20 protein-coding genes and 1 riboswitch are annotated in these 26,026 nt (G+C 49.7%); of the genes, 14 read left to right on the top strand and 6 right to left on the bottom strand.

Features of this window, described 5'->3' with window-relative positions:
* Positions 1-119 precede the first annotated feature (119 nt).
* On the top strand, positions 120-1,004 hold the full coding sequence (locus NE473_RS26655) for a DMT family transporter (RefSeq protein ID WP_055651847.1): 885 nt from the start codon (positions 120-122) through the stop codon (positions 1,002-1,004).
* Between the two features lie 82 nt (positions 1,005-1,086).
* Here NE473_RS26655 and NE473_RS26650 read toward each other — a convergent pair whose 3' ends face one another.
* The 3 genes from NE473_RS26650 to NE473_RS26640 all read right to left on the bottom strand — a co-directional run bounded on the left by NE473_RS26650 (position 1,087) and on the right by NE473_RS26640 (position 5,525).
* Complete coding sequence (locus NE473_RS26650) at positions 1,087-2,907, bottom strand: hypothetical protein (RefSeq protein WP_242866243.1); 1,821 nt, start codon at positions 2,905-2,907, stop codon at positions 1,087-1,089.
* A gap of 111 nt (positions 2,908-3,018) precedes the next feature.
* Positions 3,019-4,767 carry a cache domain-containing sensor histidine kinase gene (locus NE473_RS26645; RefSeq protein WP_055651848.1) on the bottom strand — a complete coding sequence of 583 codons (1,749 nt, stop codon included), beginning with the start codon at positions 4,765-4,767 and terminating at the stop codon, positions 3,019-3,021.
* Positions 4,764-5,525, bottom strand: coding sequence for a response regulator transcription factor (locus NE473_RS26640; protein WP_022032450.1), 762 nt, complete (start codon positions 5,523-5,525; stop codon positions 4,764-4,766). Before NE473_RS26640 ends, NE473_RS26645 begins: the two co-directional genes overlap by 4 nt.
* Before the next feature lie 274 nt (positions 5,526-5,799).
* Here NE473_RS26640 and NE473_RS26635 point away from each other — a divergent pair, with 274 nt between their 5' ends.
* The 5 genes from NE473_RS26635 (at position 5,800) to NE473_RS26615 (ending at position 11,663) form a co-directional block, all read left to right on the top strand.
* Entirely contained in the window at positions 5,800-7,173 is a 1,374-nt protein-coding gene (locus NE473_RS26635; RefSeq protein ID WP_006771407.1) for an ABC transporter substrate-binding protein, read from the top strand.
* Between the two features lie 88 nt (positions 7,174-7,261).
* On the top strand, positions 7,262-8,173 hold the full coding sequence (locus tag NE473_RS26630; protein ID WP_055651849.1) for a carbohydrate ABC transporter permease: 912 nt from the start codon (positions 7,262-7,264) through the stop codon (positions 8,171-8,173).
* Between the two features lie 12 nt (positions 8,174-8,185).
* The gene (locus NE473_RS26625) at positions 8,186-9,025 is read left to right on the top strand and encodes a carbohydrate ABC transporter permease (protein WP_006771409.1); all 840 of its coding nucleotides are present in this window, start codon (positions 8,186-8,188) and stop codon (positions 9,023-9,025) included.
* A gap of 9 nt (positions 9,026-9,034) precedes the next feature.
* Positions 9,035-10,060, top strand: coding sequence for an SGNH/GDSL hydrolase family protein (locus NE473_RS26620; RefSeq protein WP_055651850.1), 1,026 nt, complete (start codon positions 9,035-9,037; stop codon positions 10,058-10,060).
* Positions 10,061-10,148: 88 nt separating this feature from the next.
* Positions 10,149-11,663 (top strand): glycoside hydrolase family 43 protein, encoded by a 1,515-nt coding sequence (locus NE473_RS26615; protein ID WP_055651877.1) that lies wholly within the window; start codon positions 10,149-10,151, stop codon positions 11,661-11,663.
* 112 nt (positions 11,664-11,775) lie between these two features.
* On the opposite strand, the gene NE473_RS26610 is transcribed toward NE473_RS26615, so the two are convergent.
* The gene (locus NE473_RS26610) at positions 11,776-13,200 is read right to left on the bottom strand and encodes an NAD(P)/FAD-dependent oxidoreductase (protein ID WP_055651851.1); all 1,425 of its coding nucleotides are present in this window, start codon (positions 13,198-13,200) and stop codon (positions 11,776-11,778) included.
* Between the two features lie 21 nt (positions 13,201-13,221).
* Positions 13,222-13,317: riboswitch (purine riboswitch) on the bottom strand.
* 721 nt (positions 13,318-14,038) lie between these two features.
* Between NE473_RS26610 and pth the strand changes: the two genes are divergently transcribed.
* The 6 genes from pth to NE473_RS26580 all read left to right on the top strand — a co-directional run bounded on the left by pth (position 14,039) and on the right by NE473_RS26580 (position 20,702).
* Positions 14,039-14,617 (top strand): aminoacyl-tRNA hydrolase, encoded by a 579-nt coding sequence (pth, locus tag NE473_RS26605; RefSeq protein ID WP_006771414.1) that lies wholly within the window; start codon positions 14,039-14,041, stop codon positions 14,615-14,617.
* Complete coding sequence (gene mfd, locus NE473_RS26600) at positions 14,614-18,150, top strand: transcription-repair coupling factor (RefSeq protein ID WP_055651852.1); 3,537 nt, start codon at positions 14,614-14,616, stop codon at positions 18,148-18,150. The genes pth and mfd overlap by 4 nt, the downstream gene beginning before the upstream one ends.
* Positions 18,151-18,299: 149 nt before the next feature.
* Positions 18,300-18,485: a hypothetical protein gene (locus tag NE473_RS26595; protein ID WP_022032443.1), complete on the top strand. Its 186-nt coding sequence runs from the start codon at positions 18,300-18,302 to the stop codon at positions 18,483-18,485.
* A gap of 191 nt (positions 18,486-18,676) precedes the next feature.
* Positions 18,677-19,762 carry a lactonase family protein gene (locus NE473_RS26590; protein WP_055651853.1) on the top strand — a complete coding sequence of 362 codons (1,086 nt, stop codon included), beginning with the start codon at positions 18,677-18,679 and terminating at the stop codon, positions 19,760-19,762.
* A gap of 219 nt (positions 19,763-19,981) precedes the next feature.
* On the top strand, positions 19,982-20,530 hold the full coding sequence (gene spoVT / locus NE473_RS26585) for a stage V sporulation protein T (RefSeq protein WP_022032441.1): 549 nt from the start codon (positions 19,982-19,984) through the stop codon (positions 20,528-20,530).
* 28 nt (positions 20,531-20,558) lie between these two features.
* Complete coding sequence (locus tag NE473_RS26580) at positions 20,559-20,702, top strand: hypothetical protein (RefSeq protein WP_022032440.1); 144 nt, start codon at positions 20,559-20,561, stop codon at positions 20,700-20,702.
* Between the two features lie 69 nt (positions 20,703-20,771).
* On the opposite strand, the gene NE473_RS26575 is transcribed toward NE473_RS26580, so the two are convergent.
* Complete coding sequence (locus NE473_RS26575) at positions 20,772-21,755, bottom strand: ComEC/Rec2 family competence protein (protein ID WP_006771421.1); 984 nt, start codon at positions 21,753-21,755, stop codon at positions 20,772-20,774.
* Between the two features lie 135 nt (positions 21,756-21,890).
* On the bottom strand, positions 21,891-24,014 hold the full coding sequence (locus NE473_RS26570) for a CocE/NonD family hydrolase (protein ID WP_055651854.1): 2,124 nt from the start codon (positions 24,012-24,014) through the stop codon (positions 21,891-21,893).
* Between the two features lie 199 nt (positions 24,015-24,213).
* Here NE473_RS26570 and NE473_RS26565 point away from each other — a divergent pair, with 199 nt between their 5' ends.
* Together NE473_RS26565 and NE473_RS26560 are read left to right on the top strand one after the other, a co-directional pair.
* Positions 24,214-25,506 carry an O-acetylhomoserine aminocarboxypropyltransferase/cysteine synthase family protein gene (locus NE473_RS26565; RefSeq protein WP_039890639.1) on the top strand — a complete coding sequence of 431 codons (1,293 nt, stop codon included), beginning with the start codon at positions 24,214-24,216 and terminating at the stop codon, positions 25,504-25,506.
* Between the two features lie 97 nt (positions 25,507-25,603).
* Complete coding sequence (locus NE473_RS26560) at positions 25,604-25,984, top strand: MazG family protein (RefSeq protein ID WP_055651878.1); 381 nt, start codon at positions 25,604-25,606, stop codon at positions 25,982-25,984.
* The last annotated feature ends 42 nt before the right edge of the window (positions 25,985-26,026 follow it).

Raw genomic sequence — 26,026 nt, 5'->3', positions numbered from 1 at the left:
GAACAGGCGCCACTGCCGGATATTTGGAGTGGCGCCTGTTTTCTGTAAGAAAAGAGGTTGACATTCCCAGGAAAAACAACTAAAGTTAATCGTAGTTTAACAAAGGAATGGGTTAAAGTATGAAAGCAAAGATAAATGTGATCGCGGCCATGCTGATGTTTGGAAGCATCGGGCTGTTTGTACGGGGAATCGCGCTCCCCTCCAGTGTGATCGCACTGGTGCGGGGAGTGATTGGCTGCTTCTTTCTGGTAACGGCGGGGAGTCTGATGAAACAGCCGGTTAACTGGAAGGCGGTTAAGAGCAACTGGCTGGTGCTGGTTTTATCGGGAGCGGCAATCGGGTTTAACTGGATTTTTCTGTTTGAGGCATATCGCTATACGACGGTGTCCTGCGCGACGCTCAGCTATTATTTCGCGCCGGTGTTTGTGATTCTGGTGTCTCCGGTTGTGTTGGGGGAGAAACTGACAAAGCGAAAGCTCTGCTGTGCGGCAGGAGCGGTCATTGGAATGATACTGGTATCCAATGTACTCTTTCTGGATCAGGGAGAAAATGGCCTGATTGGCATATTCTTCGGCCTGATGGCGGCGGTTCTCTATGCCAGTGTTATGATACTTAATAAATTTATGAAAGGACTGACCGGCCTGGAGACCACCGCTGCACAGCTGGGGGTGGCGGCAGTCATCCTGCTTCCTTATACACTGTTGACTTCGGCTGAGCCGTTCTCTGCGGTGTTTGCGGCGGTCCCGGCGGTCTCATGGATTCTGCTGGTATTTGTCGGAATTGTGCATACCGGGGTGGGATATCTTCTTTATTTTTCAGCCATGAAGAAGCTGCCTGCGCAGACAGTGGCAGTCTTAAGCTATATCGATCCGGTGACGGCGATTATCTTATCTGCCGTGATCCTCGGAGAGACCATGAGCGGCCCACAGATGGCCGGAGCCGTGCTGATTCTGGGAATGACATGGCTGGGCGGCAGGGAATCACAGAATAAACAAGGAAATTAAAAAGCTTTGGAACTACTGTCGGCAGTAATTCCAAAGCTTTTTTTAACCTTATAATTTTAAAATGAATCTGTCCTGTACAATCTTATTCTGCACTGCTTCCCGATTCCATGGCCTCGCTGCTCTCAGCCACCGCAGGTTCATCGCTGTCCTGAATGCCGCTGGCGCCTTCAGCTTCATCTCCATCCGGCACCTCACTGCCCGGTGAAGATGGTGGTAAAGGAACAGGCGGTTCAGCCGGAGCCGTTTCTTCATCCTCGGATATCTGTTTAAACTCCAGATTGTCGAATGCGGTGGCGATGCAGATTCCGGTACCGCTTGCCATATAGCTGATCTTTACACGGTCACCCGGCTCTGTGAGGGCCAGTTCATTGCTTAAATCGTAGGAAATGGTGAAGATCTGGTTCGGTTTTTCCTTCAGGATCAGCTTGTAGGTGATACTCTCACCCAATGCCTCGCTGGCGATCCGGTAGACCTTTCCTTCCGCTTCCTTCGCACCCTGACCAGTGATGATGCCGTCGTTGCTGCTTCCCATTACCTGCCTGAAATTCCGAAGAGCACTGTCGATGGTCTCCCCGGTGCCTACATTTGTATAGTTGGATACGGAGACGAATGCGTACTGCTTGATCAGACCCGCTCTGTCCTTCAATGTCATGAAATACGTGGCTTTTCCATCCAGATTGATAATCATCGGGAAGGAGGCGGTATAGCCATACTGCTGAACCTTACCCTGGGCAGACTGCTGGGCCGCCATCTCCGTGGCACCGCTCATCTGGTACATCTTCGGCTCCTTTGTCACCATGTCTACCATGATGAAGCCGATGGCCGATTCGTCGGAGCCCACGCTGGTGAGTCCTGTGAAGAGGTAGCAGTCAGAACCGTTGTAAACGATGATATTGCCCTGGCTGGTACGGAACTTATCCTGGTTGGAGAAGTTGAAAATGCCGTGAACGTATGCGCCCTGATTCTGAATCTGCTGCATGATGAAGGCTTCCGGCTGAACACGGTCGACCCATTCCGGCAGATTATCGACATCGTAGTAGTTGGTCTCACCGGTGGTGGCGTTGACGATCGCCACTCCGCTTGCTTCGGGCAGGCTGAACAGCCAGCGGTTCTTATAGGTAGTGATGACCCAGTACGGAACACCGTCATCATCCAGCTCGAAGGAGTAATCTGTCATACCCCGGAAGAGACCGCCTTCGAACAGGCGAACGTGACGGTTTAAGTCATCCAGCAGATAGGCATTCTCCTGATACTTGATCTTGTGGTCTGTCACCAGATCTACATCGCTGACGTCGGTTGCGGAAACGATAATGTATCCGGCGGAACCGTCCAGATTCTTTAACCATTTGAAGAAGCCGGAGTGCTCCAGCGGTACAACCCATACCAGCTTATCATTGACCTTCTGGATGACTGGTGTGCCCAGTACGACCTGGCTTCCCAGTCCGGGGTTTTCACCGACCTTCTTATCGGCCAGCTCCCTTGCCAGAGCCTTGTCCACGACCGGAAGCTGGTTTAAGGCCAGCGGCTGCACGGTATCGGTGAATTCTGAAATTTCCGGCTGTCCCAGCTGGTCACGGTAGGCCTTATAATTAAACAGAGGCATGGATATAACCGTAGCTGCAAAATACAGCACCCAGAAAATAATGAGCAGCGTAAATCCTGTTTTAATTCCCTTGACGTTCTTGTCCACACTGACGGACATATGAGAAGCCTGATCCGTGGTAATACGGATTCCGCCGAGCCCGATCAGGAAATTTAAGACGACGTAGGCGCTGAATATAAAACACCAGGCAAATGCGCCGTCTGAATACAGCGGATTTAAGTTGGGGCCCTTGACAATGATCATGACCGCAAAAAACAGGGTCAGAGCAAGGTTTAAGAGTAGCTTTGTTTTTTTCTTCATGCGAAACTCCCTTTTAAGAAATATTGAGTGGAAATAAAAATAGTAATAGTATTATTATATTGCAAAATAGAAAAAACACAAGGAAGGTTTTGCATTTCGGATATAAAGATTTTATAAAGACTGTGAAAATGGGATCCGGAACGAAATACAGGTTCCCATATGCTTCTTGCTCAGTATTTTCAGTCTGGATTCCTCCCCGTACTGCATGACCAGCCTGCTGTTTACGTTGGCTAGTCCGATGTTCTCATTTCCGGGATGGTTTATTTTTTCGTAAAGCGCTGTTATTTCCGCTTTTTCCATACCAACACCGGTATCTATCACAGTGACTGTCAGCCAGTTATCCCGTTCCGTGATCTTTAACTTGATAAAACCGGAACCGTCTAACGGTTTGATTCCGTGATACAGACTGTTTTCAATGAGGGGCTGAAGAATGAGCCGGATAATAGGAGTGCTTTCCAGCTCTTCCTCGTAGTCGTAGTAGAGGATGTATTTGTCCTCGTACCGGTACTGCTGGATGTGATCGTATTTTTTCAGATATTCGATTTCGTCTTTCAGCGTGACCATGGACATTGTGTTTTGGAGCGAGTATTTGAGAATATCCGACAGGGCCTCGATGATTCTGTTTAAGGCTGTAGGCATCCGGGTATACTCCAGTGCCTTGAAATCCAGGGTCTGAAGCGTATTAAACAGAAAATGGGGGTTGATCTGCAGCTGGAGGGCCGTCATTTCCGCCAGCTTCTGTTCCTGCTCCTTTAAGGCCAGCTTGTTCTTCAGGAATGTCTGGTTGATAAAAAGCTGTACGATATTGTTCAGGATGAGGTCATATTCATCTTTGATAAACGCCGGTTTTTCATTATTATAGGTTCCCCGCTCGGCATCGGAAAATACGGTGACAAAGTAATCAATCTGCTGAAAGTTCTTTTTGGTAATGGTGTATGCGATCCACACTACGGTGCAGATGATGACTGCCAGTACGATAAACAGCTGTAAAAGAAGCGTGTACAATGCCTGGTAATAGCTGGAACGGCTGGTGCATGCAGCGATGTAGGTGCCGCAGTCCGCGGGAATGATCCGCACCAGATATCTGGTGCGTCCGAGTGAGAGCCAGTCCTGGAAGGGAGTTCCGGAAGCGGCATGTACCGCCTCTATAAGGGCCTCTTTCGATTCCGGATCCGGTTCCTCCGTCCCTTTTCCCTGAAGAAGAAAATTGCCGTCCGAATCGATGATAAAGAACTGATCCAGGCTGGAATTTGATTCCAGCATCTGTTTTAACTGGTCCTCGTAGATATTTACCATGACGACGCCACGGAACATGCTGAGCTTTTTATAATAGGTCAGCACCGGGACCGGATTGGTATAAGAGTATAAGTGCATATTCCGTTTCTCGATCCATTCATTCTGATCTGATTCGGCATAGGAGGGCAGCCAGTTTAAATCGGAGTACTGGGCCAGACTGGTGAGGCCTCCTGTATTGGAGGTTAGGAGGGAATCGTAACCGTCCAGATAGTAGTAGACCGAAGCAATGTAGGAGGCATGGTTGGTCAGCGAGGCAAAATTGGACAGGATGCTGTTGGTGAGAATCACATCCAGATAGCCAATCTGTTTATGGGATATGTAATTGCGCAGGGAGATGGACATCCTGGGATTTCGGGCCAGAAGCTCGTATTGGGTCGCGGCGCTGTCCAGCACAAGAGAATAGTTATCCCTTACAGCCTGAGCCGATTTGATGGCCTCAGTCTCGATGTCCTGCTGTTTTCGGTATACGATGACGGCCATGAAGATAAAGCACAGCGTAATAATGGGAATGGTGATGATTCCCGTATAGTATAAAAAACGTTTGATAAAATTGCGTTTTCTCATGATATCCCCCCGTAATCATGATCTGCGCCGCTGCTTTTCCGATACTGCGAAGGCGTCATGTGAAAATACTGGTGAAAGGCCCTGGAAAAGTTTTTGGGATTGTCGTAGCCCACCCGATAGGCGATCTCATACTGTTTGCAGCCGATATCCTTTAACATCCGCGCGGCATTTTCCATGCGGGTTTTTAAGAGATAATCGGAAAAATTGACATCAGAGTGTTCCTTCATGATTCTCGATAAGTAGTTGGGGCTTAGATTTACGAGCCGGGCCGCCTGTTCGAGCGTGGCATTCTGATAGTCGGTGTCCAGGTAATTCTTAACCAGGCTGATGATTTTTTCGTAATAGGTCAGATTCTCTTCCTCCCTGGCGGGGGCCGCGTGGGTTTCGCTGTTTAAGCGATCCCGGATGCGGGTGAGGCAGTCCACCAGATCCTCGTATTTTACCGGTTTCAGCAGGTAATCGACGACTCCGGTGCGCAGCGCCCGGCGGACATACTCGAAGTCCTGGTAGCCGCTGAAGAAGATGATTTTTATGTCCCTTTTCTCGAGGAGCTTTTCGGAGAGCTCCAGGCCATCCATGATGGGCATGCGGATATCAGACAGTACCAGATCCACATGGTTGGCAAGTGTGTATTCGTAGGCGGCTTTTCCATTGGAAAAACAGCCGGCAATCTCAAAGCCCAGCTGGCTCCACGGGAACAGCCCGGCGATTCCGTTGCGAATCTTGGCTTCATCGTCGACAATGATGACCTGATACATACGAAGTGACCCCTTTCTCTGAACGTATGGTTTCTGTTTGCTTCTATTGATTGTTATTATATAGAAAAAAAGGAGAAAAAGCATCCGTATTTTTTCAACAAAGCCATTCTTCCATGATAATGAAGAAATATCATAAGAAATGATACCTTTTTCCACAACTTTGTAAGAAATGATACGATTCCGTAATTGAAGTTTCTTCTCTCTTTGTAAAAAATTCGTTATACTGGGATTAATCAGTTAACGGTACCGTTAACAATAAACGGAGGTAACAGATATGAGAAAAGGAAAGAAACTTACCTGTCTGCTTATGACAGGACTGATGGCAGCGTCGTCACTGACGGCCTGTACCAATGAACCGGCTCCGGCCGCATCAAATGCGCCGGAAGGAGGACAGTCAACAGAGAAGGCAGCGGAGAAAACGACGGAAAAGGCTTCCGGAGACCAGATTACCCTGCGGTTTATGTGGTGGGGCGGCGATGCCAGAAATGAGGCGACTCTGGCCGTTATCGATCAGTATGAAAAACTCCATCCGGAGATTAGGATCGAAGCTGAGATGAACTCCGATCAGGGATATATCGATAAGGTTTCCACCATGCTGGCCAATGGAACAGCTCCTGATATTCTTCAGCAGAATGTGGACTCTCTCCCGGACTTTATCTCGAGAGGCGATTTCTTTGTGAATTTTAAGGATTATCCGGATTTATTTGATCCGTCCGGATTTGATGAGACCTTTATCAGCCAGTTTGGAACATTCGACGGTAAGCTGTTAGCGCTTCCGACCGGTATGTCATGTCTGGCGACGGTAGCCAACACGGCGGCGGCAGAGGCTAACGGCGTGGATTTGACAAAGCAGATTACCTGGGATTCCATGCTGGAGGATGGAAAAGCCCTTCACGCCCAGAATCCGGACTATTATTATATGAACGTGGATACCAAGATTCTGTGTGAGTATGTATTGAGACCGTATTTACGTCAGATGACAGGTGAATCGTTTATTATTGACAGTGAAAAGAAGATCAGCTTTACGAAGGAGCAGCTGGTGGAAGTGCTTCAGTACATCAAAGACTGCTACGACGGCGGTGTCTTTGAACCGGCCGAGGACAGTGCAACCTTTAAAGGACAGATCCATACCAATCCAAAATGGATCGACGGCAAATTTGTATTTGCTTATGGACCGTCTTCCAGTATCAGCCTTTTAATGGATGCGATTCCGGAAACGAAATGCAGCGTAGTCCAGATGCCGATGGCGGAGAACCGGGTAAGCGACGGCTACTTTGCAGACACACCTCAGTACATGACGGTGAACAAGAATTCCGATCATGTGGAAGAGGCTGTAAAGTTCATGGATTACTTCTATAATGACCCGCAGGCCCAGGAGACCTTAAAGGATGTAAGATCCGTACCGCCTACCGCTTCAGCCAGAACACTCTGCGCAGAGAAAGGTCTGTTAAATGCAACCGTAGTGGAGGCTGTTGATCTGGCGGCAGGGTTAAACGGTAAAAGTGATAAGGGCTATACGACGAGCGCCGAGGTCTATGCGATTCAGGAAGACATGATCGAGAGCGTTGCCTATGGTCAGAGTACGCCTGAGGAGGCGGCAGAGAATGCCATTGATTTAATCAATGATTACTTAAGCGGTTTGAATTAAGAAAGAGTTTGAATACGCCCTGAAATGAGATGTGCGGCCCGGATAGAGAACGATTCCGGGCCGTTTTAAGAGGCAGGAGGAAGCTATTATGGCGAATGTGAGTGTGAAGCCGCGGCCAAACCACGGCGGCTGGACCAAGAGGAACCGGATTGGATTCCTTTACGTGTGTATCTGGATTTTTGGTTTCCTGGTATTTCAGCTGTATCCCTTTGTGAGTTCATTACTTTATTCCTTTACCAGCTACGACATTTTCCACAAACCTGAGTTTGTAGGTCTGGACAATTACGTGCGGCTGTTTACAAAGGACAAGGAATTCTGGAATTCTTTAACCGTTACCTTAAAATATACGTTTATTACGGTCCCCGGCAAGGTGGTGCTGGCTCTGATCATTGCCATGATCTTAAACCGGGAACTGAAGGGGATCAATTTTATCAGGACCGTATACTATATTCCGTCGCTGCTCAGCGGCTCTGTGGCGGTCGCTATTCTATGGAAGGTGCTGTTTATGAATGACGGCTTCATTAACAGTCTTCTGGGCGTGATCCATATTGCGCCGGTCAAATGGCTGGGCAGGCCGGAGATGGCTCTGACCACCATCTGTATGCTGGAGATTTGGCAGTTCGGCTCTTCCATGGTTTTATTCTTGTCCGCACTGAAACAGGTTCCCCAGTCGCTTTACGAGGCGGCCAGGATCGACGGCGCTTCCAGGGTAAGAATCTTTTTTAAGATCACGCTTCCGATGATCACGTCCATCGCATTCTTTAACATCATAATGCAGCTGATCACGGCGCTTCAGAATTTCACCTCGGCGTTTGTCGTGACGAACGGAGGTCCCAACAAGGCGACCTACGTGCTGGGGATGAAGCTTTATACGGATGCGTTTAAATATTTTAAGATGGGATACGCCTGTGCGACATCGTGGATCCTGTTTGTCATCATCATGATCATGACCCTGATCTTGTTTGCAACATCCAGGAAATGGGTTTACTATGATAACTAGGAGGAAATCGGGATGAAAAATAAAGCAGTAAAAAAGGGTCTGACCTACGTGTTTCTGGGCCTGTTCGGCATCGTCATGCTGTTTCCGGTCATCTGGATGTTCTTCGCGTGTTTTAAGACCAACAATGAGATATTCGGCAGCTTAAGCATTCTGCCTCAGGGCTGGAGCCTGGAAGCTTTTGTGAAGGGATGGAAGACCACAGGGACCTATACGTATGCCCAGTACTTCATTAATACCTTTGCCCTGGTAGTTCCCACGACGCTGCTCACGCTGGCATCCTGTTCGCTGGTGGCCTACGGGTTCGCCAGGTTTGATTTTCCGGGAAACCAGTTTCTGTTCATGGTTTTGATCGCGACGCTTATGCTTCCCAATGCGGTGATCATCATACCGAGATACGCGCTGTTTAACAAGCTGGGCTGGCTGGACTCCTATATGACCTTCTTTGCTCCGGCGGCGGCAGGCTGCTACCCGTTCTTCGTATTTATGCTGGTACAGTTTTTAAGGGGGCTCCCGAGGGATTTGGACGAATCGGCTTATATCGACGGTTGCGGCCCGTTTCAGTGTTTTATCCAGATTCTGCTTCCGCTGCTGAAGCCGGCTCTCTTTTCCGCAGGACTGTTTCAGTTCTTATGGACGTGGAATGATTTCTTCAATACCAATATTTATATCAATACGGTTTCCAAGTTTCCGTTGTCTCTGGCACTCCGGGTCAGCATCGATGTCACCTCCAACATTCAGTGGAACCAGGTGATGTCGATGGCGCTGGTATCCATTCTTCCGCTGATTCTGCTGTTTTTTGCGGCGCAGAAGTATTTTGTGGAAGGGATTGCAACCACTGGTATGAAAGGATAGGAGACAGCCATGGAATTTGATCGGGGATTGCTGTACCATGTGGAGAGTCTCGAACAGGACGATACATATGGGGATTATATCATCGGCCGCATTCCGGAGGCCGTCAGGCGCCAGCTGAATCCAAAAGCACAGAGCAACATGCTGTTTGTAAGCAACAGTGAGCTGCGTTTTGTAATGGAAGAGGATGCGGTTACCATTGTTCTCAGAAGACTGCCGGTAAGCGGGCAGATTAAGTCCAGGGGAATCCTGGAGGTCTTTTCGGGAGATTACCAGGGGAGCTGTGAGATCAGCCCGGAGGTTATAGACGTGAATGTGACGGAGATCACCATTCGCAGACAGGACTGGAGCCATATCTGCCGTTTCCCGCGTAACCCGGGCGGATTTGCTCCCCAGGTGACGAGAGTCCTGCTTCCCTACGACTGGGGCTGCTGTATCCGGGAGATCCGGGGGGCGATCCGGCTGCCCAAGACGGAGGAAATGCCGGAAAAGCGCCTGCTGTTTTACGGTTCATCCATCACCCACGGCGGCAACGCTTCCGTTCCATCGAGGACATATGCGTTTCAGACGGCGTGGGAGCTGGGATACGATTTCATCAATCTGGGAAGTGCCGGCAGCGCATTTATGGACTGTGCGATGGCAGAATATATTGCAGGCCTGACAGACTGGGATGCCGCCGTGTTTGAGCTGGGAGTGAATGTGATTGAAGAATGGACCGACGGCCAGCTTTACGAACGGGCTTATCAGTGGATCGATACTGTTAAACATGCCCATCCGGAAAAGACCGTTATCGTGACCGACATGTATTACAATCATTACGATTTTGAGGGAGACGAACGGTCTGACGCATTCAGAAAAAAGATAGAAGAGTGTGTATCTGTACTGGAAAAAAAGTATGATCGGTTGTATTATAAGAAGGGAACAGAGATCATGGGAACTTTCCGGGGGCTGTCTTCAGACGGACTGCATCCTTCGGACGCGGGTCATACCATGATTGCACAGAATTTAACGAACTTTATGAGAATACATGGCCTGTAGTAACATCTTGTTCACAGCCTGCTCCTGCCGGAGCGGGCCGCAGGGGCAGGCTGTGAACAAGAACGGCAGGGCAGAAACGGAGGATTTTATGCAGACTTACAAAAACCCGGTATTGTATGCGGACTATTCGGATCCCGATGTGATTCGGGTGGGAGAAGACTACTATATGGTGGCGTCTTCTTTTACTTATCTGCCTGGGGTACCTCTCCTTCATTCGAAGGACCTGGTGCACTGGGAACTGATTAACTACTGTGTGAAGGAGCTCCCTTATGAAAAATATGCGGTGCCTTCTCACGGTTCAGGAACCTGGGCGCCGGCCATCCGGTACCATAACGGGACCTTTTTTGTATTTATCCCATTGGTGGATGAGGGGATTCTGGTAGCCAGAAGCAGCGATCCATACGGAGAATTTCAGCTGAATATGCTGTGCGAACGGAAGGGCTGGATCGATTCGTGCCCGTTCTGGGACGAGGACGGGAAAGCTTATATGATATTTGCCTATGCGGGCAGCAGGGCCGGGATTAAGCACCGTCTGATGCTGGTGGAGATCGACCCGGACTGCCGGGAGCTCATCGGGGAACCGGTTCTGATATTCGACGGCGAGCAGATTGCCCCAACCACAGAGGGACCCAAGATGTATAAAAAAGACGGATATTATTACGTTCTGATGCCGTCCGGCGGAGTGGAAAACGGCTGGCAGTCCTGCTTAAGATCCAAATCGGTATATGGACCCTATGAGTATAAGATTGTCATGCGCCAGGGAAATTCTCCGGTTAATGGCCCTCACCAGGGGGGCTGGGTGACCTCCACGGATGGGAGAGACTGGTTTCTCCATTTCCAGGATGTCATTGAACTGGGAAGAATCATTCATCTCCAGCCAGTGTGCTTTGTAGACGGCTGGCCGTTTATGGGGCAGGATACGGACGGAGACGGAATCGGCGAACCCGTAGCAGAATGGAATATGCCTGCGGAGGACATGCCGGAATATGAGATTGTGCGTGGGGATGATTTCTCCTCGGAGAAGCTGGGACTTCAGTGGCAGTGGCAGGCGAATCCGAATCGGGAAAACTATTCATTGACCGCTGCTCCGGGACATTTGAGGCTCTACTGCCGCAGAAACCCGGACAGAGATAATCTCCTGTGGTACGCCCCTAATGTGCTGACACAGATTCCGCAGCAAAAGGAGTTTTCCATGATTGTCAAATTGGAACTTCATGGGGAGAAGACCGGAGATTTTGGCGGTATCGGCATGGTCGGTCATTCCTATGGGTATGCAGGCATTTACCAGGGGCCAGAGGGACCGGAGCTTCGCTGTTACGAGGGAACGGTGTCGGATAAGATGTTTCAGGGAGAAGCAGAAGAACGGTGTATCCTTAAGGTACCGGCCGAAGGCAGCTGCCTGTGGTTAAAGCTCTCTGTTTCCGGGGATAAGACATACCGTTTTACCTGGTCTGCCGACGGAACTGTTTTTCAGAAACTGGAGCCGGTATTTACACTTTGCCGGGCTACCTGGACGGGAGCCAAGCTCTGTCTGTGGTCCTGCTCGCGTGAAAATGAAGAATCAGCGGGATACTGTGATTATGAGTATGTTTTGTTTGAATAAAATGTGAATCGGTGCATGGGGAGACCCTTCGGTTTAAATGTAAATAATTAAATTAAAAAAGCGTGGAAAAGCCGACAGCAATTCTGGCCGGCGTTTCCGCGCTTTTTCTGTTCTATTCCTTTTTCTGACTCTCTAATTTTTTAAGAATACTTCTCGCCACGCTGATTCCGTTGGCGGACGCCTGCTGAAGTCCGCGAGTCACAGAGGCACCGTCGCCAATGGCACGAAGACCTGTAACGCTGGTCTCAAAATCAGAGTTAACCACAACCTTGTTGGAGTAGAATTTCACTTCCACACCGTAAAGCAGCGTCTCGTCGCTGGCAATACCTGGAGTAACCTTGTCCAGAGCCAGCAGCATTTCCTTGATATCGACCATGATGCGGTGCGGGAATACCAGAGATAAATCGCCGGGAACCGCGTCTTTTAAGGTTGGGATTAAGTTATTGCGGCAGAGACGCTCTTCCGTGGTACGTCTGCCGCGCTGGAAATCACCAAAGGTCTGAACCAGAATCTTGCCGTCGCAGAGCATGTTGCTGAGCTGGGCAATGTGTTTGCCGTATTCGATCGGTGTCTTAAATGGTTTCGTGAAGTTTTTGGAGACAAGGATTGCGAAATTCGTATTGTTAGTCTTATATTCCTTGGACTTATAGGCGTGACCGTTGACGACAGCCAGACCATTTTCGTAATACTCTGTAGCGACCTCGCCGGAAGGGTTGGTACAGAAGGTACGCACCTTGTCGTCAAAGGTCGGGGTGTAGTAAACCAGCTTTGCCTCATAGAGGTTCTTGTTTAAGAATTCCATGATCTCGTCGCGGACTTCTACACGGACCCCGATATCCACTGTTCCGACGCGGGTTTCGATGCCGTGGGCGTCACAGATGTGGCTGAACCAGTCAGAGCCTTCACGGCCGATGGCGGATACAATCTCCGGCGCGTAATACGTTTCGCCTTTGTCGGTAACGATGGCCTTTGCCTCATTGTCCTCTATAATAATGTCTTTTACCATGGTGTTGAATTCCATCTCTATGCCCTGAGCCAGTAAATGCTCCTGAAGGCGCGTATAGATCTTGTAGCCTTCCTCTGTGCCGAGATGGCGGATCGGACATTCAATCAGTTTTAAGTTGGCGTTAATCGCCTTTCTCCGGATTTCCTGAATCTCTTTCTGCTTGTCAATGCCGTATACATTCGTGTCGGCGCCGAATTTCAGATAGATATTATCAGACTCCTTTAAGAGCTCTACCGTCTTATCATATCCCAGAATCTCCGGGAGATTCCCCCCAACATCCGGGGAAAGTGACAGCTTGCCGTCGGAAAATGCTCCCGCTCCGGCAAAGCCGGTGGTAATGGAACACGGTTTGCATCCGACACAGGTCTTGGTCGTCCGTTTCGGACATGTCCTGTTTTCGATTCTGCGCCCCTTTTCGACCATCAGGATCTTTAAATCCGGCTTTTGCTGAATCAGTTCATAGGCACAGAAAATACCGGAAGGCCCCGCCCCGATGATGATCACATCATAGTTACTTGAATTTGAACTCATGAACAACACTCCTTTTCCCATAAAAATACCAACCAGCCTTATAGTCAACTATTCCGGTAGTTGGTAGAAACGTTCAACCTATTTTGAACCTATATAAGGTGTGATTCAGTGACACTTGCATTTTACCATATTGAACGGGGCACCGCAAGGTGCGGCGGGAGAAATTTGGTAAACGGTAATAAGCAGTTATGAAGTGATTTCAAAACAATTGAAAAATACATCTGATTGTGGTAAAATAAACAACAGGAAAGCACTCATGACAGGAGTGGCCGCCTCCAGAACTGGTAACCCCCTTTGGGGAATACATAGGAAAGGAGGTATCGTCTATGACAGCATATGAGATTATATCGATCTTTACAGGGATATTAGCACTATTGATGTCCTTTGGAAGCCTGCTTGTAGCGGTAATCGCCTTTCTCGATAAGAGAAATAAGCGCAAATAAAATGCCCATCCTGTCTGCCAACAGGATGGGCGGTGTCCGTAAGGACATTTAACAACCCCTGGAGCATCCACTTTTGGAGTGGGTGCTTTCTTTAAGTCTATTATAATCGAATTTTACCCATTTTTCAAGTACTTTTTAAAACCATCATGATAAATCTCTCGTCCCCCTTTACATTAAGGTTCCAAACTGTTAAAATGAGTAAACCAGCCAGCGTTAGATGCCCCCTATCAGGAAATCTAGCGCTTTTCGGGCGTTCTGAAGTCAAATACTCCGCTATAGGCGCAGAGGGTTTGACATGATTATGAACAAAAAATTTTCGTGCGGCATTATTCACGGAAATAATTGGTATGAACTTGGAGATGTATTAATATAGAACATAATAAGGAGCGAAATATATGTATCTGATCGCAGGACTGGGAAACCCAACAAGGGAATATGAAAAGACGAGACATAATGTAGGCTTTGAAGCCATCGATATTCTGGCGGACAAGGCCGGAACGACGGTGACGGAGAAGAAGCATAAAGCGCTGTACGGTAAAGGTTATATTGGCGGCCAGAAAGTGATTCTGGCAAAGCCGCAGACGTATATGAACTTAAGTGGGGAAAGTATTCGGGAAATAGCGGATTTTTATAAAATAGAACCGGAGAACATTATTATTCTCTGTGATGATATTAATCTTTCTGAAGGGCAGCTGCGCATCCGTTTAAAAGGAAGCGCAGGCGGCCATAATGGTTTAAAAAATATCATCAGCCATCTGGGAACCCAGGAATTTCCAAGAATCCGCATCGGAGTTGGTGAAAAACCGCGCGGCATGGACTTAGCGGATTATGTGCTGGGGAGATTTCCGAAAGAGCAGCAGGCTGTCATGGAAGAGGCATACCGGGACGCAGCCGATGCGGCCTGCATGATGATCGAGGAGGGGGCCGATGCGGCGATGAACCATTATAACAGAAAGCATAAGGAGAATTCATGAGCGATGTGTTTGAAAGTCCATTAAGAGAGCTGAAGGAATTTGAAGACTTAGACCGTGATTTAAACCGGAAAAAAGGGCCGGTTTTAATAAGCGGCTGTATGGATTCCCAGAAAGTTCACCTAATGTACGAGGCGGCGAAGGAGGTGCCCTGGAAGCTGGTGGTTACGTATGATGATACCAGAGCCAGGGAGATCTACGAGGACTTCCGCAATTTCGAACCGGGAGTCTCCCTGTATCCGGCCAGGGACTTACTGTTCTTTAATGCGGATATTCACGGTAATCTTTTGACCAAACAGCGTATGGCTGTGTTCCGCCGGCTGATGGAGGAGAAGTCCGGCGTGGTCGTCACTACCTTTGACGGATTGATGGATCATTTGCTTCCGCTGTCTTTTTTACAGAAACAGATTCTCGAGGTGGAGAGCGGACAGACCTTAGATATCGCAGAGTGGAAGGAAAAACTGGTGGAACTGGGATACGAGCGCGTGGCCCAGGTAGATGGCATGGGCCAGTTCTCGATCCGCGGCGGAATTATCGATGTCTTTCCGCTGACAGAGGAGCTGCCTGTCCGCATCGAGCTTTGGGACGACGAAGTGGACTCCATTCGTACCTTTGATATCGAGAGCCAGCGTTCCATTGAAGAACTGGAACGGGTCCTGGTCTACCCGGCAACGGAGATGGTGCTGACGAAGCAGCAGATCACAGACGGACGGGAAGCCATTGAAAAAGAGGCTAAGAAATACGAGAAAGAGCTAAGGAACCAGTTGAAAACCGAGGAAGCGGCCCGGATCCATTCTATTGTCTCGGAACTGTTGGACGGCTTAAGGGAAGGCTGGAAGCAGCATGGACTGGACGGATATATCCACTATTTCTGCAGGGACAGCGTGTCGTTTCTTGATTATTTTCCGGAAGATAACACGGTTATCTACTTAGATGAGCCGGAGCGGCTGAAGGAAAAGGGGGCCACGGTGGAGGAAGAGTTTCGGGAGAGTATGATATCCCGCCTCGAACACGGCTATCTGCTTCCCGGACAAACGGGACTTCTCTATCCCGCGAAGGAAATGCTGGCGAAGGCTCAGAGAGACCGGACTGCGTATTTAACCGGACTGGAGCAGAAACTTTCCGGCTTTACGGTAAAGGAACGGTACAGCCTTTCCGTGAAAAATGTAAACTCCTACCAGAATGGATTTGAGCTTCTAATAAAGGATTTAACCAGATGGAAACGGGAGGGATACCGTGTCATTCTTCTCTCCGCTTCCAGAACCAGATCCAGCCGTCTTGCCAGCGATTTGCGGGAGTACAGCCTGTGGGCCTGGTGCCCGGATGAGAGCCGGGAAGAGGTGGAGGTGAAGCCGGGCGAGATTCTGGTGACCTACGGAAACCTGCACCGTGGTTTCGAGTATCCGATGATTAAGTTTATCGTGATCACGGAAGGCGACATGTTCGGTGTGGAGAAAAAGAAACGGAAGAGGAAGAAAACCACTTACGAGGGAACGAAGATTCAGAGCTTTTCCGACCTGGCAGTGGGAGACTATGTGGTTCATGAGGACCATGGCCTCGGTATATACCGCGGAATTGAGAAAATCGAACAGGACGGGGTGATAAAAGATTACTTAAAGGTGGAATACGGAGACGGAGGCAATCTCTATCTGCCTGCTACCCGTCTGGACGGAATTCAGAAGTATGCTGGTGCCGAGGCGAAGAAGCCCAAATTAAACCGCCTGGGAGGAGATCAATGGAATAAGACCAAAACCCGGGTAAAGGGCGCTGTAAGAGAGATTGCGAAAGATTTAGTACAGCTTTACGCGGCCAGACAGGATACGCAGGGCTTTCAGTACGGACCGGATACCGTATGGCAGAAGGAGTTTGAAGAGATGTTTCCCTATGAGGAGACGGAGGACCAGCTGGATGCCATCGATTCCACCAAGAGTGATATGGAAAGCCGGAAGATCATGGATCGTCTGATCTGCGGTGACGTGGGCTATGGAAAGACAGAGATCGCCCTGCGCGCCGCCTTCAAAGCGGTTCAGGATGAAAAGCAGGTGGTGTATCTGGTTCCGACTACCATTCTGGCGCAGCAGCATTACAACACCTTCGTCCAGCGCATGAAGGATTTTCCGGTGCGTGTGGATCTAATGTCCAGGTTCCGTACACCGTCTCAGGTGAAAAAGACGCTTGAGGATTTGAAACGCGGACTTGTGGATATTGTGATCGGTACCCACCGTGTGCTGTCAAAGGATGTCCAGTTTAAAGATTTAGGGCTTCTGATTATCGATGAGGAACAGCGGTTCGGTGTGGCACATAAAGAGAAGATCAAGAAGCTGAAGGAAAATATAGATGTTCTCACGTTGACGGCGACTCCGATTCCCAGGACACTGCACATGAGTCTGGTGGGAATTCGTGATATGAGCGTTCTGGAGGAACCGCCGGTGGACCGTATGCCGATCCAGACGTACGTGATGGAGTATAATGACGAGATGGTACGGGAGGCCATTAACCGGGAGCTTTCCCGTGGCGGACAGGTATATTATGTATATAACCGTGTCAGCAACATCGACGAGGTGGCAGGCCACATTGCCAGTCTCGTACCGGAAGCCACAGTCACCTTTGCCCATGGACAGATGCATGAGCATGAACTGGAACGCATCATGTTTGATTTCGTGAACGGAGAGATCGATGTGCTGGTTTGTACCACCATTATTGAGACGGGGCTCGATATTCCCAATGCCAATACCATGATTATACAGGATGCGGACCGTATGGGGCTTTCGCAGCTGTACCAGTTAAGAGGACGCGTGGGCCGGTCGAGCCGTACCTCCTATGCGTTTCTCATGTATAAACGCGACAAGATGCTTCGGGAAGAGGCGGAGAAGCGTCTTCAGGCTATTCGGGAATTTACGGAGCTGGGGTCCGGCATCAAGATTGCCATGCGGGATCTGGAGATCCGCGGGGCAGGCAACGTTCTGGGAGCGGAACAGCATGGCCACATGGAAGCGGTCGGTTATGATCTTTATTGTAAGCTGTTGAATCAGGCGGTATTAGAGTTAAAGGGCCAGCGCAGGGAAGAGGATACGTATGAAACGGTAGTGGACTGCGACATCGACGCCTATATTCCCACTTCCTATATTAAGAATGAATATCAGAAGCTGGATATCTATAAGAGGATTTCCAGTATTGAGAATGAAGATGAATACATGGATATGCAGGATGAGCTGATGGACCGTTTCGGGGATATTCCAAAACCGGTGGAAAATCTTCTGCGTGTGGCTGGGATCAAGGCGCTGGCTCACAGTGCTTATGTCACCGAGGTAAATATCAACAGCCAGGAGATTCGCCTTACCATGTATCAAAAAGCGAAGCTGAGTGTGGCCGGTATACCGGCTATGGTGGATCAGTACCGAGGGGATTTGAAGTTCCATATGGCAGAAGAACCGTATTTTACGTTCATCGACAGGCGGAAAAACCAGACCACTGCCGGCATGATGGAGCAGGCAGAGGAACTGTTGAAACAGTTGTATGAATTGACAGAAAAATAAAGAGTATTCTGAAAAGTGTTTATAAAAAATTAAGCTTACAGTGGTTGCTATTAGCCTATTTTATGATATAATAATAGTAGAAGAAGGGATGAAAATCCCCAATGCATGCTATATTTCCATAATCATAAAACAAGAGAAAGGTGGTAACCATGGACGTTTTAGGTATGTATCTTCTGCAGAGAGTTTCGAATGAGCTGACCATTCAAAGGAATGAATCGTTTGAGAACAGATTTGTTGCTCCGGTTCCTGACAGCACGGCGGCAAGGGTGACGCATGAGGCATATGTATGTTCCTCAAAGGACGTATCACCAAGGGTCACGGAAGGAGCGTTCTGATTCAGACAATGAAGACTGCGAAAGAGTAGTGAGAGTTTCGTAAGCAGGCGGCTGTTCCGGATTCTGTAAGGAGCATGCTTAAAAGATTTTGAAAGGGAGCTGCTGCACCGGCTGTGTAAAATCGGCGGTGCGCAGCTTCTTTTTATCGGGGTGAAAAGAGTAAATTACCATACAGGGAAAGGATAACGATCATGAAGCAGAATTATTTCGTATACGCAGGATGCTATGGACCGGCTGAGGAAGCTGGAATCCACGGATACAGGCTGACGCGGAGAGAAGGCAGAGAGCCGCAGCTCACAGAAGTCTTTGCCGCCGCCGGAGTGTCGAATCCATCGTATCTGGCGGTTTCCGCCGATGGAAAGTTTTTATATTCCGTTATGGAGGATATGGCTTATGAAGGAAGGGAGGGCGGAGGCGTGGCAGCGTTCCGGATCGACGAAGGCTCCCTGACGCTTCTCAATACGCAGGGAACCGCTGGAACTCTGCCGTGCCATCTGCTTCCCGATGAGAAGAGAGGGTTTCTGTATGCAGCCAACTATCTGAGCGGCAGCGTATCCATGTTCCGGTTAAATGCAGACGGCTCTGTCGGAGAACTTTGTGATTTGAAACAGCATTACGGTCACGGGCCGAATGAAGAGAGGCAGGAAGGGCCGCATGTACATTACGTTGGATATTCAGCGGATGAAGCAGGACTCTGGTGTGCAGACTTAGGAATTGACAGAATCCGCTATTACCGGATTGATGAAGAGAACGGAAAACTGGTTCCGGACGAAAAACACGATATGATATTTCCGGAAGGTACGGGGCCGAGACATTTTGTCTTAAATCGGGAAAGAAGGGAGCTTATGTATGTGGTGAGCGAACTGAGCTCGGAACTCTTTGTGATGGAATGCGGCGCAGAGGAAAATCGAATTCTGCAGAGAGTTTCCACGCTGCCGGAATCTATGGAGAATAACACATGTGCCGCTGTTCATTTATCAGAAGACGGGCGTTACCTCTGTGCCTCCAACCGGGGGCACGACAGCATCGCAGTGTATGCGGTGGACGCCGGTACGGGACTTCTGACGTTGGCAGGACGGACCGGAACAAAAGGAAAGACGCCCAGAGACTTCTGCCTGTGCGGGGACATACTTCTTTCTGCCAATCAGGATAGTCATACGATTACCATGTTACATTTTGATGAAGAAAATGGTACGATCACCGATATGAACCGGGAAATCAGCTGCGCCTCGCCGGTGTGCCTGGTTGGAGTACCGGAACCGTATAAAAGAGTGTAGAAGGGAAGGAGAAGTATGGCAGAACGGGCCATCAATCGCAGAACCTGATATCACTGGCGCCAGTTCATAAGAACTGGCGCATTTTCATATAAAAAAACTCCGTTCAATGGAAAGCGACAGGGATATATTACGAAAAATGGCAGACATGAGTATAAATCTCAGCGTTCGTAGCAAAATAGTATCAGTGATATAAAATTGTACACCATGGAGGAGTTTTATATGAAAGCAACAGGTATTGTAAGGAGAATTGATGACCTTGGCCGTGTGGTAATCCCGAAAGAAATCAGGAGAACCCTTCGTTTGAGAGAAGGGACGCCGTTAGAGATATTCACAGACAGGGAAGGCGAAATCATTTTAAAGAAATATTCACCGATGGTTGAACTGACAGCGTTTGCATCTCAGTATGCGGAAGCCATGGCACAGACCACGGGACTTACCGTCTGCATCAGCGACCGGGATCAGGTGATCGCAGTGGCCGGTGGATCGAAAAAGGAACTGCTCCAGAAGACGATCAGCAAGCAGCTGGAAAATGTGATTAACGAAAGAACCGTTGTCCTGGCTGGAAAAGATGATAAGAATTTTATTCCGCTGACCGGCGAAACGCTGGAAGGAATCACCGCTCAGGTAATTGCGCCGATTATTTGTGAAGGCGATGCCATAGGAGCGGTTGCATTATTAAGCCGGGAGCCGAGAGCAAGATTTGGAGATATGGAAACGAAGCTGGCTACAACGGCAGCAGGATTCCTTGGAAGACAGATGGAAGGCTGATAACAGCTCAGAGAAGGAGGTGACGGAAATGGCATTGTATGATCCGAAAGAAGATGATTACGGTGACAGAGATATTCCTGAAGTGGACACAGAGCCATATAAGGACGGTTTCTATGTGGAGCCGCTTCCCGAGTCGACACGCCCCAGAAGGGACGGCCCGGGCGGGGACTGATACGAAAATAAAACGGCCTGTCAGCTTCATGGCGACAGGCCGTTTTATTTTCGTTTTTTACATTGGGAATTAATAGATTACCTGATCGCCATCCTTGATGCAGTAGTTGGCGCGAACTCCCAGTTCCTCCATCCACTGGCGGGTTTCCAGTGTCTTCCAGTCTCCGCTTCCGACTCCGCCGCCGTTGTCATTGTCCCAGAGCCACTGGGGGCAGGGCCATAAGGCAATCTGCGGATTGATGGCCGCATAGACGTCACGGTTTACACCGTACTGTCCGTGATGCGACATCTGCACGATATCGCTCTTTAAATCAGCGGGAGTGTATTCACTCATCAACAGGTTACCGCCTTCCGGCCCTAAGTCCCCCAGGACCAGGATGCTCACGCCGTTTAAATAAAATTTATAGACGACCGAGCTGTTATTGACGGAGGTGACATCCAGGAGATAGGGATCGTTCATGACGACGGCCCGGATATCGCCCAGCTGTATTTCCTGCCCTTTGGTGATGTCGCCATGAAGCTTCTCAGGAGGAAGCCCCGCCAGAGCATCCCGAAGGCTGACCACGAAGTCACCGCGTCCGGAACCATGGGTATCATACCACTCCTGGTCTGTAAATTTGTAATAGACGTTGTCAATGGTAATCTGGCTGTCCGGATTATTTAAAATTTCAATCAGGGCGCCGGCATGATCGGAATGGGGATGGGTGATGAACCAGCCGGACACATGGCCGCCCCTGGAGCGGATCACGTCGAGCAAATGAGCAGAATCACTGTCCCAGCCGCCGTCGATAACGACCAGTGTCCCATCCTTCGACTGCATAACCATGGACAGCATCTGACGGTTGCCGTGGTCAGCTAAGAGAGACAGGCTTCCGCCGTCAAAGAGCTGGCTTCCCGGTCCGATGGCCAGTTTTGAGGAAAACCCCATACGCTGTATGGCAGGCTGTCCTTCCGTTCCTTCTGCGGCCACGGGCTGTCCGATAAAACTGGTTAAAACAATATTCAAAAACAGGATTCCCGCGGCTATTTTCTTCCAGATATTAAATGATTTCATATTTCCCTCCGGTTTCTTTTTTGACTAATCCTTATTATATAAGATTGTCCCTGTTTTTAACAGGCGGTGACGTAAATTGTCAGGAAATCGTCAGAAATGGCGGAAGCTCCCGCTGCTATTGAGAAAATATGGGGATTAAACATCTTTTTCCACGGGCACAAGGATGTGGGAGGCCAGAGCTCCGCCGCGGTATATGGTGTTGTGGGCGACTCGGTTTACTTCGCTGTCGAACCCGTTTTCTGTATTGCTGTTTGGAAACATGAAATTTTTTGCACTGGAAGTAACGGTAAAACGCATCCGGTGGCCGGCTTTAAATGTGTTGGACAGCTTCGTGGTCCGAATGCGCACTTCATAGACTTGCCCCGGTTCCATGAATTCCGGTTTTTCAAAGCTGTTTCTGTATTTTACATCGATGACGCCATCTGCCAGCTTGATGGAGGTTCCGGCTTCATCCACATCCGTAATCCGCACAAACAGATCGGTGTCGGGGCAGTCGGATGAAAGGCAGAGGACAGCAGTGATGTCTCCGGTCACGGTTAAATCGTGGTCCAGCACCGGCGTAGTGTAACAAAGGATATCACTGCGTTTTTCTTCCTCGGTGTAGTCTTCCGGAACCTCCAGTTCATTTTCCGAAACATCAATGATGTGAGCAGCTGGAGATTCCGGATCATAGTCGTAGGAATCGGATTCCTGAATTGCGGGTTTACATAATGTAAGAGCCTCCCGGTCCAGATACCAGACGGTGGAGACTGCTTCCGGCAGAGGCCAGTGTTTCCCGTGCTTCCAGCAGTTATCACCCAGTGTATAATATTCTACAGGTGCGCCTGTCTCGATGCCATTCTCTTCATTCTTCAGAAAATGATCCAGCCAGGCAAAACACAGAAGATCCATATCGTACCGCAGCGCATGTTCTCCCATAAAGATGCCGTGAATGTCGTAATTGGCGTTACCGCTGTGTTTCCAGGGACCGAGGACAACCTTGTACGTTCCGGCGGGGTAAAATGCATCGATCAGTTCCAGGGCCTCGGTCGTTCCCATCCCGTTGTCGTCAAACCAGCCCGACATGACGAGGGCGGGAACGACATGACCGCAGCTGCGCTCTCTCCAGTTTGCCTTCCTCCAGAAATCATCGTAGTCGGGATGGTTCAGCCACTCATTTAAAAATGGAACATCGATGCCAAGTGCCTTTCTGGCCATGTCTCTGACAGGCCGCAGCTTTAAAACCTCCTCCCAGTCACTGCGAACCATGCGGTCTTCACGGAACCGCTTTTCTGACATGGCGAAGTTCCAGGCCATGGAGCCGGAGGTGAAGCAGCCGCCCCGTCTGGGAAGATCGATAAAGGGACTTCCCGCACAGACGCTGCTCAACATGGCTTTCAGATGGGGATTGCCGCTGGCAGCCGCGGCCCACTGAACGTATCCGAGGTAGGAACCGCCGGTCATGCCAACGTTTCCATCGCTCCACGGCTGGTCCGCGATCCAGTCCAGCGTATCGCTTCCATCTTCAACTTCATGGTAATTCGGCATCCACTCTCCGGTGCTGTCTTCCCGGCCTCGGACATCCTGAACGACAACCGCGTAGCCGCGCTGAACAAACCGGTAGTACTGTTCGACACCGTCGTGCTTTCCGTAGGGAGTCCGGATCAGGACCGCCGGTACCCGGGGGGAGGACCCGGAGAAGCCGCGGGTGGGTTCCGGCTGGAGCCCGTCAGCCGTCGTGGCGGGAAGATAGACGTCTGTAGCCAGCTGTTCGCCGTCGGCCGTCGGGACCATGTAAGTACCGGCAAAATGGACCGCGCAGACCGGATCAGCCGTCCATTCTTTTAAGATCGTCTGTTCCTCCATCCCGTTTAATACCAGGACACCGGTATAATCCCGCCCGGCCATCTGCACTGCGTAAACCTTTCCGTCTGAAAGATACAAATCCAGAGGGAATTTGACCTCCCTTTGAATGTAAGAGTCACTGGCAGAAGCGCCGTGACCGCTTAAACGGCGGGTGAAGACCTGTCCGCCTGCGGTCGTAAAACGTTCTTCGCCTGCTTTGGCATGAATCTCATACTCCGGAAGTGATTCGAAGAAGTCCCGCAGTTTCCGACGGCACAGAACTTCATAAAAATCATCGTTGTGAAGCGGTTCCTCCGGGTGAAAGGTGTTGGTGAATACATCCAGCGTCCGGTGATACAGTTCCTTTCCATCCCCGTTCTGATCGCGGATGATACCGTAAAGAATTCCGGAAAAATAAAAGTTCCATTGTTTCATCGTGTTGTTCCTCCTGTTTATGCTTCTGATTATAAGGGAAATGAAGTAATATGGATACCGTTTTATTGGAAAAATATTCAAAAAAAGATTGACAGACGATGCCGTCTCCTGTACAATAACACGCAATACATAGCAAAGAGATATGAATACTATGAATCGAACGTGTTCCGCATGAGGAACGGGGAAAGGATGGAGGCATATGTCAGAGAGAAAAGGGTTAAGATTTGAAACATTACAGATCCACGCCGGCCAGGAGGAACCGGATCCGGCCACAGGGGCCAGAGCGGTTCCGATCTATCAGACCACATCGTACGTATTTAAAAACTGCAAAGAGGCGGCGGACCGCTTCAGTCTTTCGGCGGCAGGCAATATCTACGGACGTCTGACGAATCCGACAGAGGAGGTGCTGGAACAGCGGGTTGCAGCTTTAGAGGGAGGCAGTGCGGCGCTGGCGGTGGCCAGCGGAGCGGCAGCGATCACTTATACGTTTCAGGCGCTTGCCAGGGAAGGCGACCATATTGTGGCAGCTTCCACCATCTATGGAGGCACCTATAATCTTCTTGCACACACACTTCCGGAATTCGGTGTGACGGCTTCCTTTGTTGATCCTGACGAACCCGGGGCGTTTGAGCGGGCCATCCGCCCCAATACAAAGGCCGTCTTTATCGAAACGCTGGGAAACCCCAATTCCAGCATCATCGATATGGAAGCCGTGGCCGCCGTGGCTCATGCCCATAAAGTTCCCCTGATTGTGGATAATACCTTTGCTACCCCGTATCTTTTCCGCCCGCTGGAGCATGGGGCTGATATCGTGGTACATTCTGCAACCAAATTTATGGGCGGTCACGGTACTGCGCTGGGAGGCGTTATCGTGGAAGGCGGAAGCTTCGACTGGGAGGCATCCGGCAAATTCCCCGGGCTCGTGGAGCCGAATCCCAGCTACCATGGCGTCAGTTTTACGAAAGCAGCCGGACCGGCAGCTCTTGTGACGAAAATCCGTGCAGTACTTCTGCGGGACACAGGAGCCACACTGGCGCCGCTGCATGCTTTTTTACTGCTCCAGGGATTGGAAACGCTGTCCCTGCGTGTGGAACGCCACGTTTTTAATGCCCTCCGGGTTGTGGAGTATTTAAACGCCAATCCCCACGTAAAGAAAGTCAACCATCCATCACTCCCCGGGAGTCCGTACCATGAACTCTACAACCGGTATTTTCCGGAAGGCGCCGGATCCATCTTCACCTTTGAGATAGAGGGCGGAGCAGAGAAGGCAATGGAATTGATCGATCACCTGAAGATATTTTCCCTGCTGGCCAATGTGGCGGACGTCAAATCGCTGGTAATCCATCCGGCCAGCACCACACACGCCCAGATGACGGAGCAGGAACTGGCGGCAAGCGGTATCACGCCGGAGACCATTCGCCTCTCCATCGGAACGGAGCATGTGGATGATATTATTGAAGATCTGGAACAGGCATTTGCTTGTGTTTTCTGACAAAAAAGCGTATAATTTTCTGGTAGAGAAAATCGTTCCCGGGCCGGATGGTGCAGCAGCCCATCCGGCCCGGATTTTTGTTAAAAGGGGGATATCTATGTATTCATTTGAGGATCTGGTAAGAATTACGGCGGAACTCCGCTCGGAGCACGGTTGTCCGTGGGACAGGAAGCAGACCCATGAGAGTCTGAAACCATGCCTGAAAGAAGAGAGTGAAGAGGTACTGGCGGCCATTGACAATCAGGACATGGAAAATCTCTGTGAGGAATTGGGAGATGTGCTGTTCCAGGTATTGATACACAGCCGGATCGCGGAGGAAAACGGTGCGTTCACAGTGGCTGATGTGGTAAACGGTATCTGCGAGAAGATGGTGAGGCGTCATCCGCATGTATTTGGTGATGCAAAAGCGGCTACGCCAGAGGAAAGTCTGGAATTGTGGAATGAGATAAAATGCCGGGAGAAGATGGGAAAGAAATAGGCGTAAAAAACCTTGACAAAAACAGGAGAAACAGCTATAAAT

This window comes from Hungatella sp. SL.1.14 (assembly GCF_024460495.1).
In the GTDB taxonomy this organism is placed as follows: domain Bacteria; phylum Bacillota; class Clostridia; order Lachnospirales; family Lachnospiraceae; genus Hungatella; species Hungatella hathewayi.
Note: the sequence above shows the minus strand (reverse complement) of the source record. Positions and strands in the feature narration are given on the sequence as shown.

What these genes read in the sequence shown, in the direction of transcription:
- NE473_RS26655 (WP_055651847.1), top strand. Translation starts at nt 120, where the DNA reads ATGAAAGCAAAGATAAATGTGATCGCGGCCATGCTGATGTTTGGAAGC.
- NE473_RS26650 (WP_242866243.1), bottom strand. Translation starts at nt 2,907, where the DNA reads ATGAAGAAAAAAACAAAGCTACTCTTAAACCTTGCTCTGACCCTGTTT.
- NE473_RS26645 (WP_055651848.1), bottom strand. Translation starts at nt 4,767, where the DNA reads ATGAGAAAACGCAATTTTATCAAACGTTTTTTATACTATACGGGAATC.
- NE473_RS26640 (WP_022032450.1), bottom strand. Translation starts at nt 5,525, where the DNA reads ATGTATCAGGTCATCATTGTCGACGATGAAGCCAAGATTCGCAACGGA.
- NE473_RS26635 (WP_006771407.1), top strand. Translation starts at nt 5,800, where the DNA reads ATGAGAAAAGGAAAGAAACTTACCTGTCTGCTTATGACAGGACTGATG.
- NE473_RS26630 (WP_055651849.1), top strand. Translation starts at nt 7,262, where the DNA reads ATGGCGAATGTGAGTGTGAAGCCGCGGCCAAACCACGGCGGCTGGACC.
- NE473_RS26625 (WP_006771409.1), top strand. Translation starts at nt 8,186, where the DNA reads ATGAAAAATAAAGCAGTAAAAAAGGGTCTGACCTACGTGTTTCTGGGC.
- NE473_RS26620 (WP_055651850.1), top strand. Translation starts at nt 9,035, where the DNA reads ATGGAATTTGATCGGGGATTGCTGTACCATGTGGAGAGTCTCGAACAG.
- NE473_RS26615 (WP_055651877.1), top strand. Translation starts at nt 10,149, where the DNA reads ATGCAGACTTACAAAAACCCGGTATTGTATGCGGACTATTCGGATCCC.
- NE473_RS26610 (WP_055651851.1), bottom strand. Translation starts at nt 13,200, where the DNA reads ATGAGTTCAAATTCAAGTAACTATGATGTGATCATCATCGGGGCGGGG.
- pth (WP_006771414.1), top strand. Translation starts at nt 14,039, where the DNA reads ATGTATCTGATCGCAGGACTGGGAAACCCAACAAGGGAATATGAAAAG.
- mfd (WP_055651852.1), top strand. Translation starts at nt 14,614, where the DNA reads ATGAGCGATGTGTTTGAAAGTCCATTAAGAGAGCTGAAGGAATTTGAA.
- NE473_RS26595 (WP_022032443.1), top strand. Translation starts at nt 18,300, where the DNA reads ATGGACGTTTTAGGTATGTATCTTCTGCAGAGAGTTTCGAATGAGCTG.
- NE473_RS26590 (WP_055651853.1), top strand. Translation starts at nt 18,677, where the DNA reads ATGAAGCAGAATTATTTCGTATACGCAGGATGCTATGGACCGGCTGAG.
- spoVT (WP_022032441.1), top strand. Translation starts at nt 19,982, where the DNA reads ATGAAAGCAACAGGTATTGTAAGGAGAATTGATGACCTTGGCCGTGTG.
- NE473_RS26580 (WP_022032440.1), top strand. Translation starts at nt 20,559, where the DNA reads ATGGCATTGTATGATCCGAAAGAAGATGATTACGGTGACAGAGATATT.
- NE473_RS26575 (WP_006771421.1), bottom strand. Translation starts at nt 21,755, where the DNA reads ATGAAATCATTTAATATCTGGAAGAAAATAGCCGCGGGAATCCTGTTT.
- NE473_RS26570 (WP_055651854.1), bottom strand. Translation starts at nt 24,014, where the DNA reads ATGAAACAATGGAACTTTTATTTTTCCGGAATTCTTTACGGTATCATC.
- NE473_RS26565 (WP_039890639.1), top strand. Translation starts at nt 24,214, where the DNA reads ATGTCAGAGAGAAAAGGGTTAAGATTTGAAACATTACAGATCCACGCC.
- NE473_RS26560 (WP_055651878.1), top strand. Translation starts at nt 25,604, where the DNA reads ATGTATTCATTTGAGGATCTGGTAAGAATTACGGCGGAACTCCGCTCG.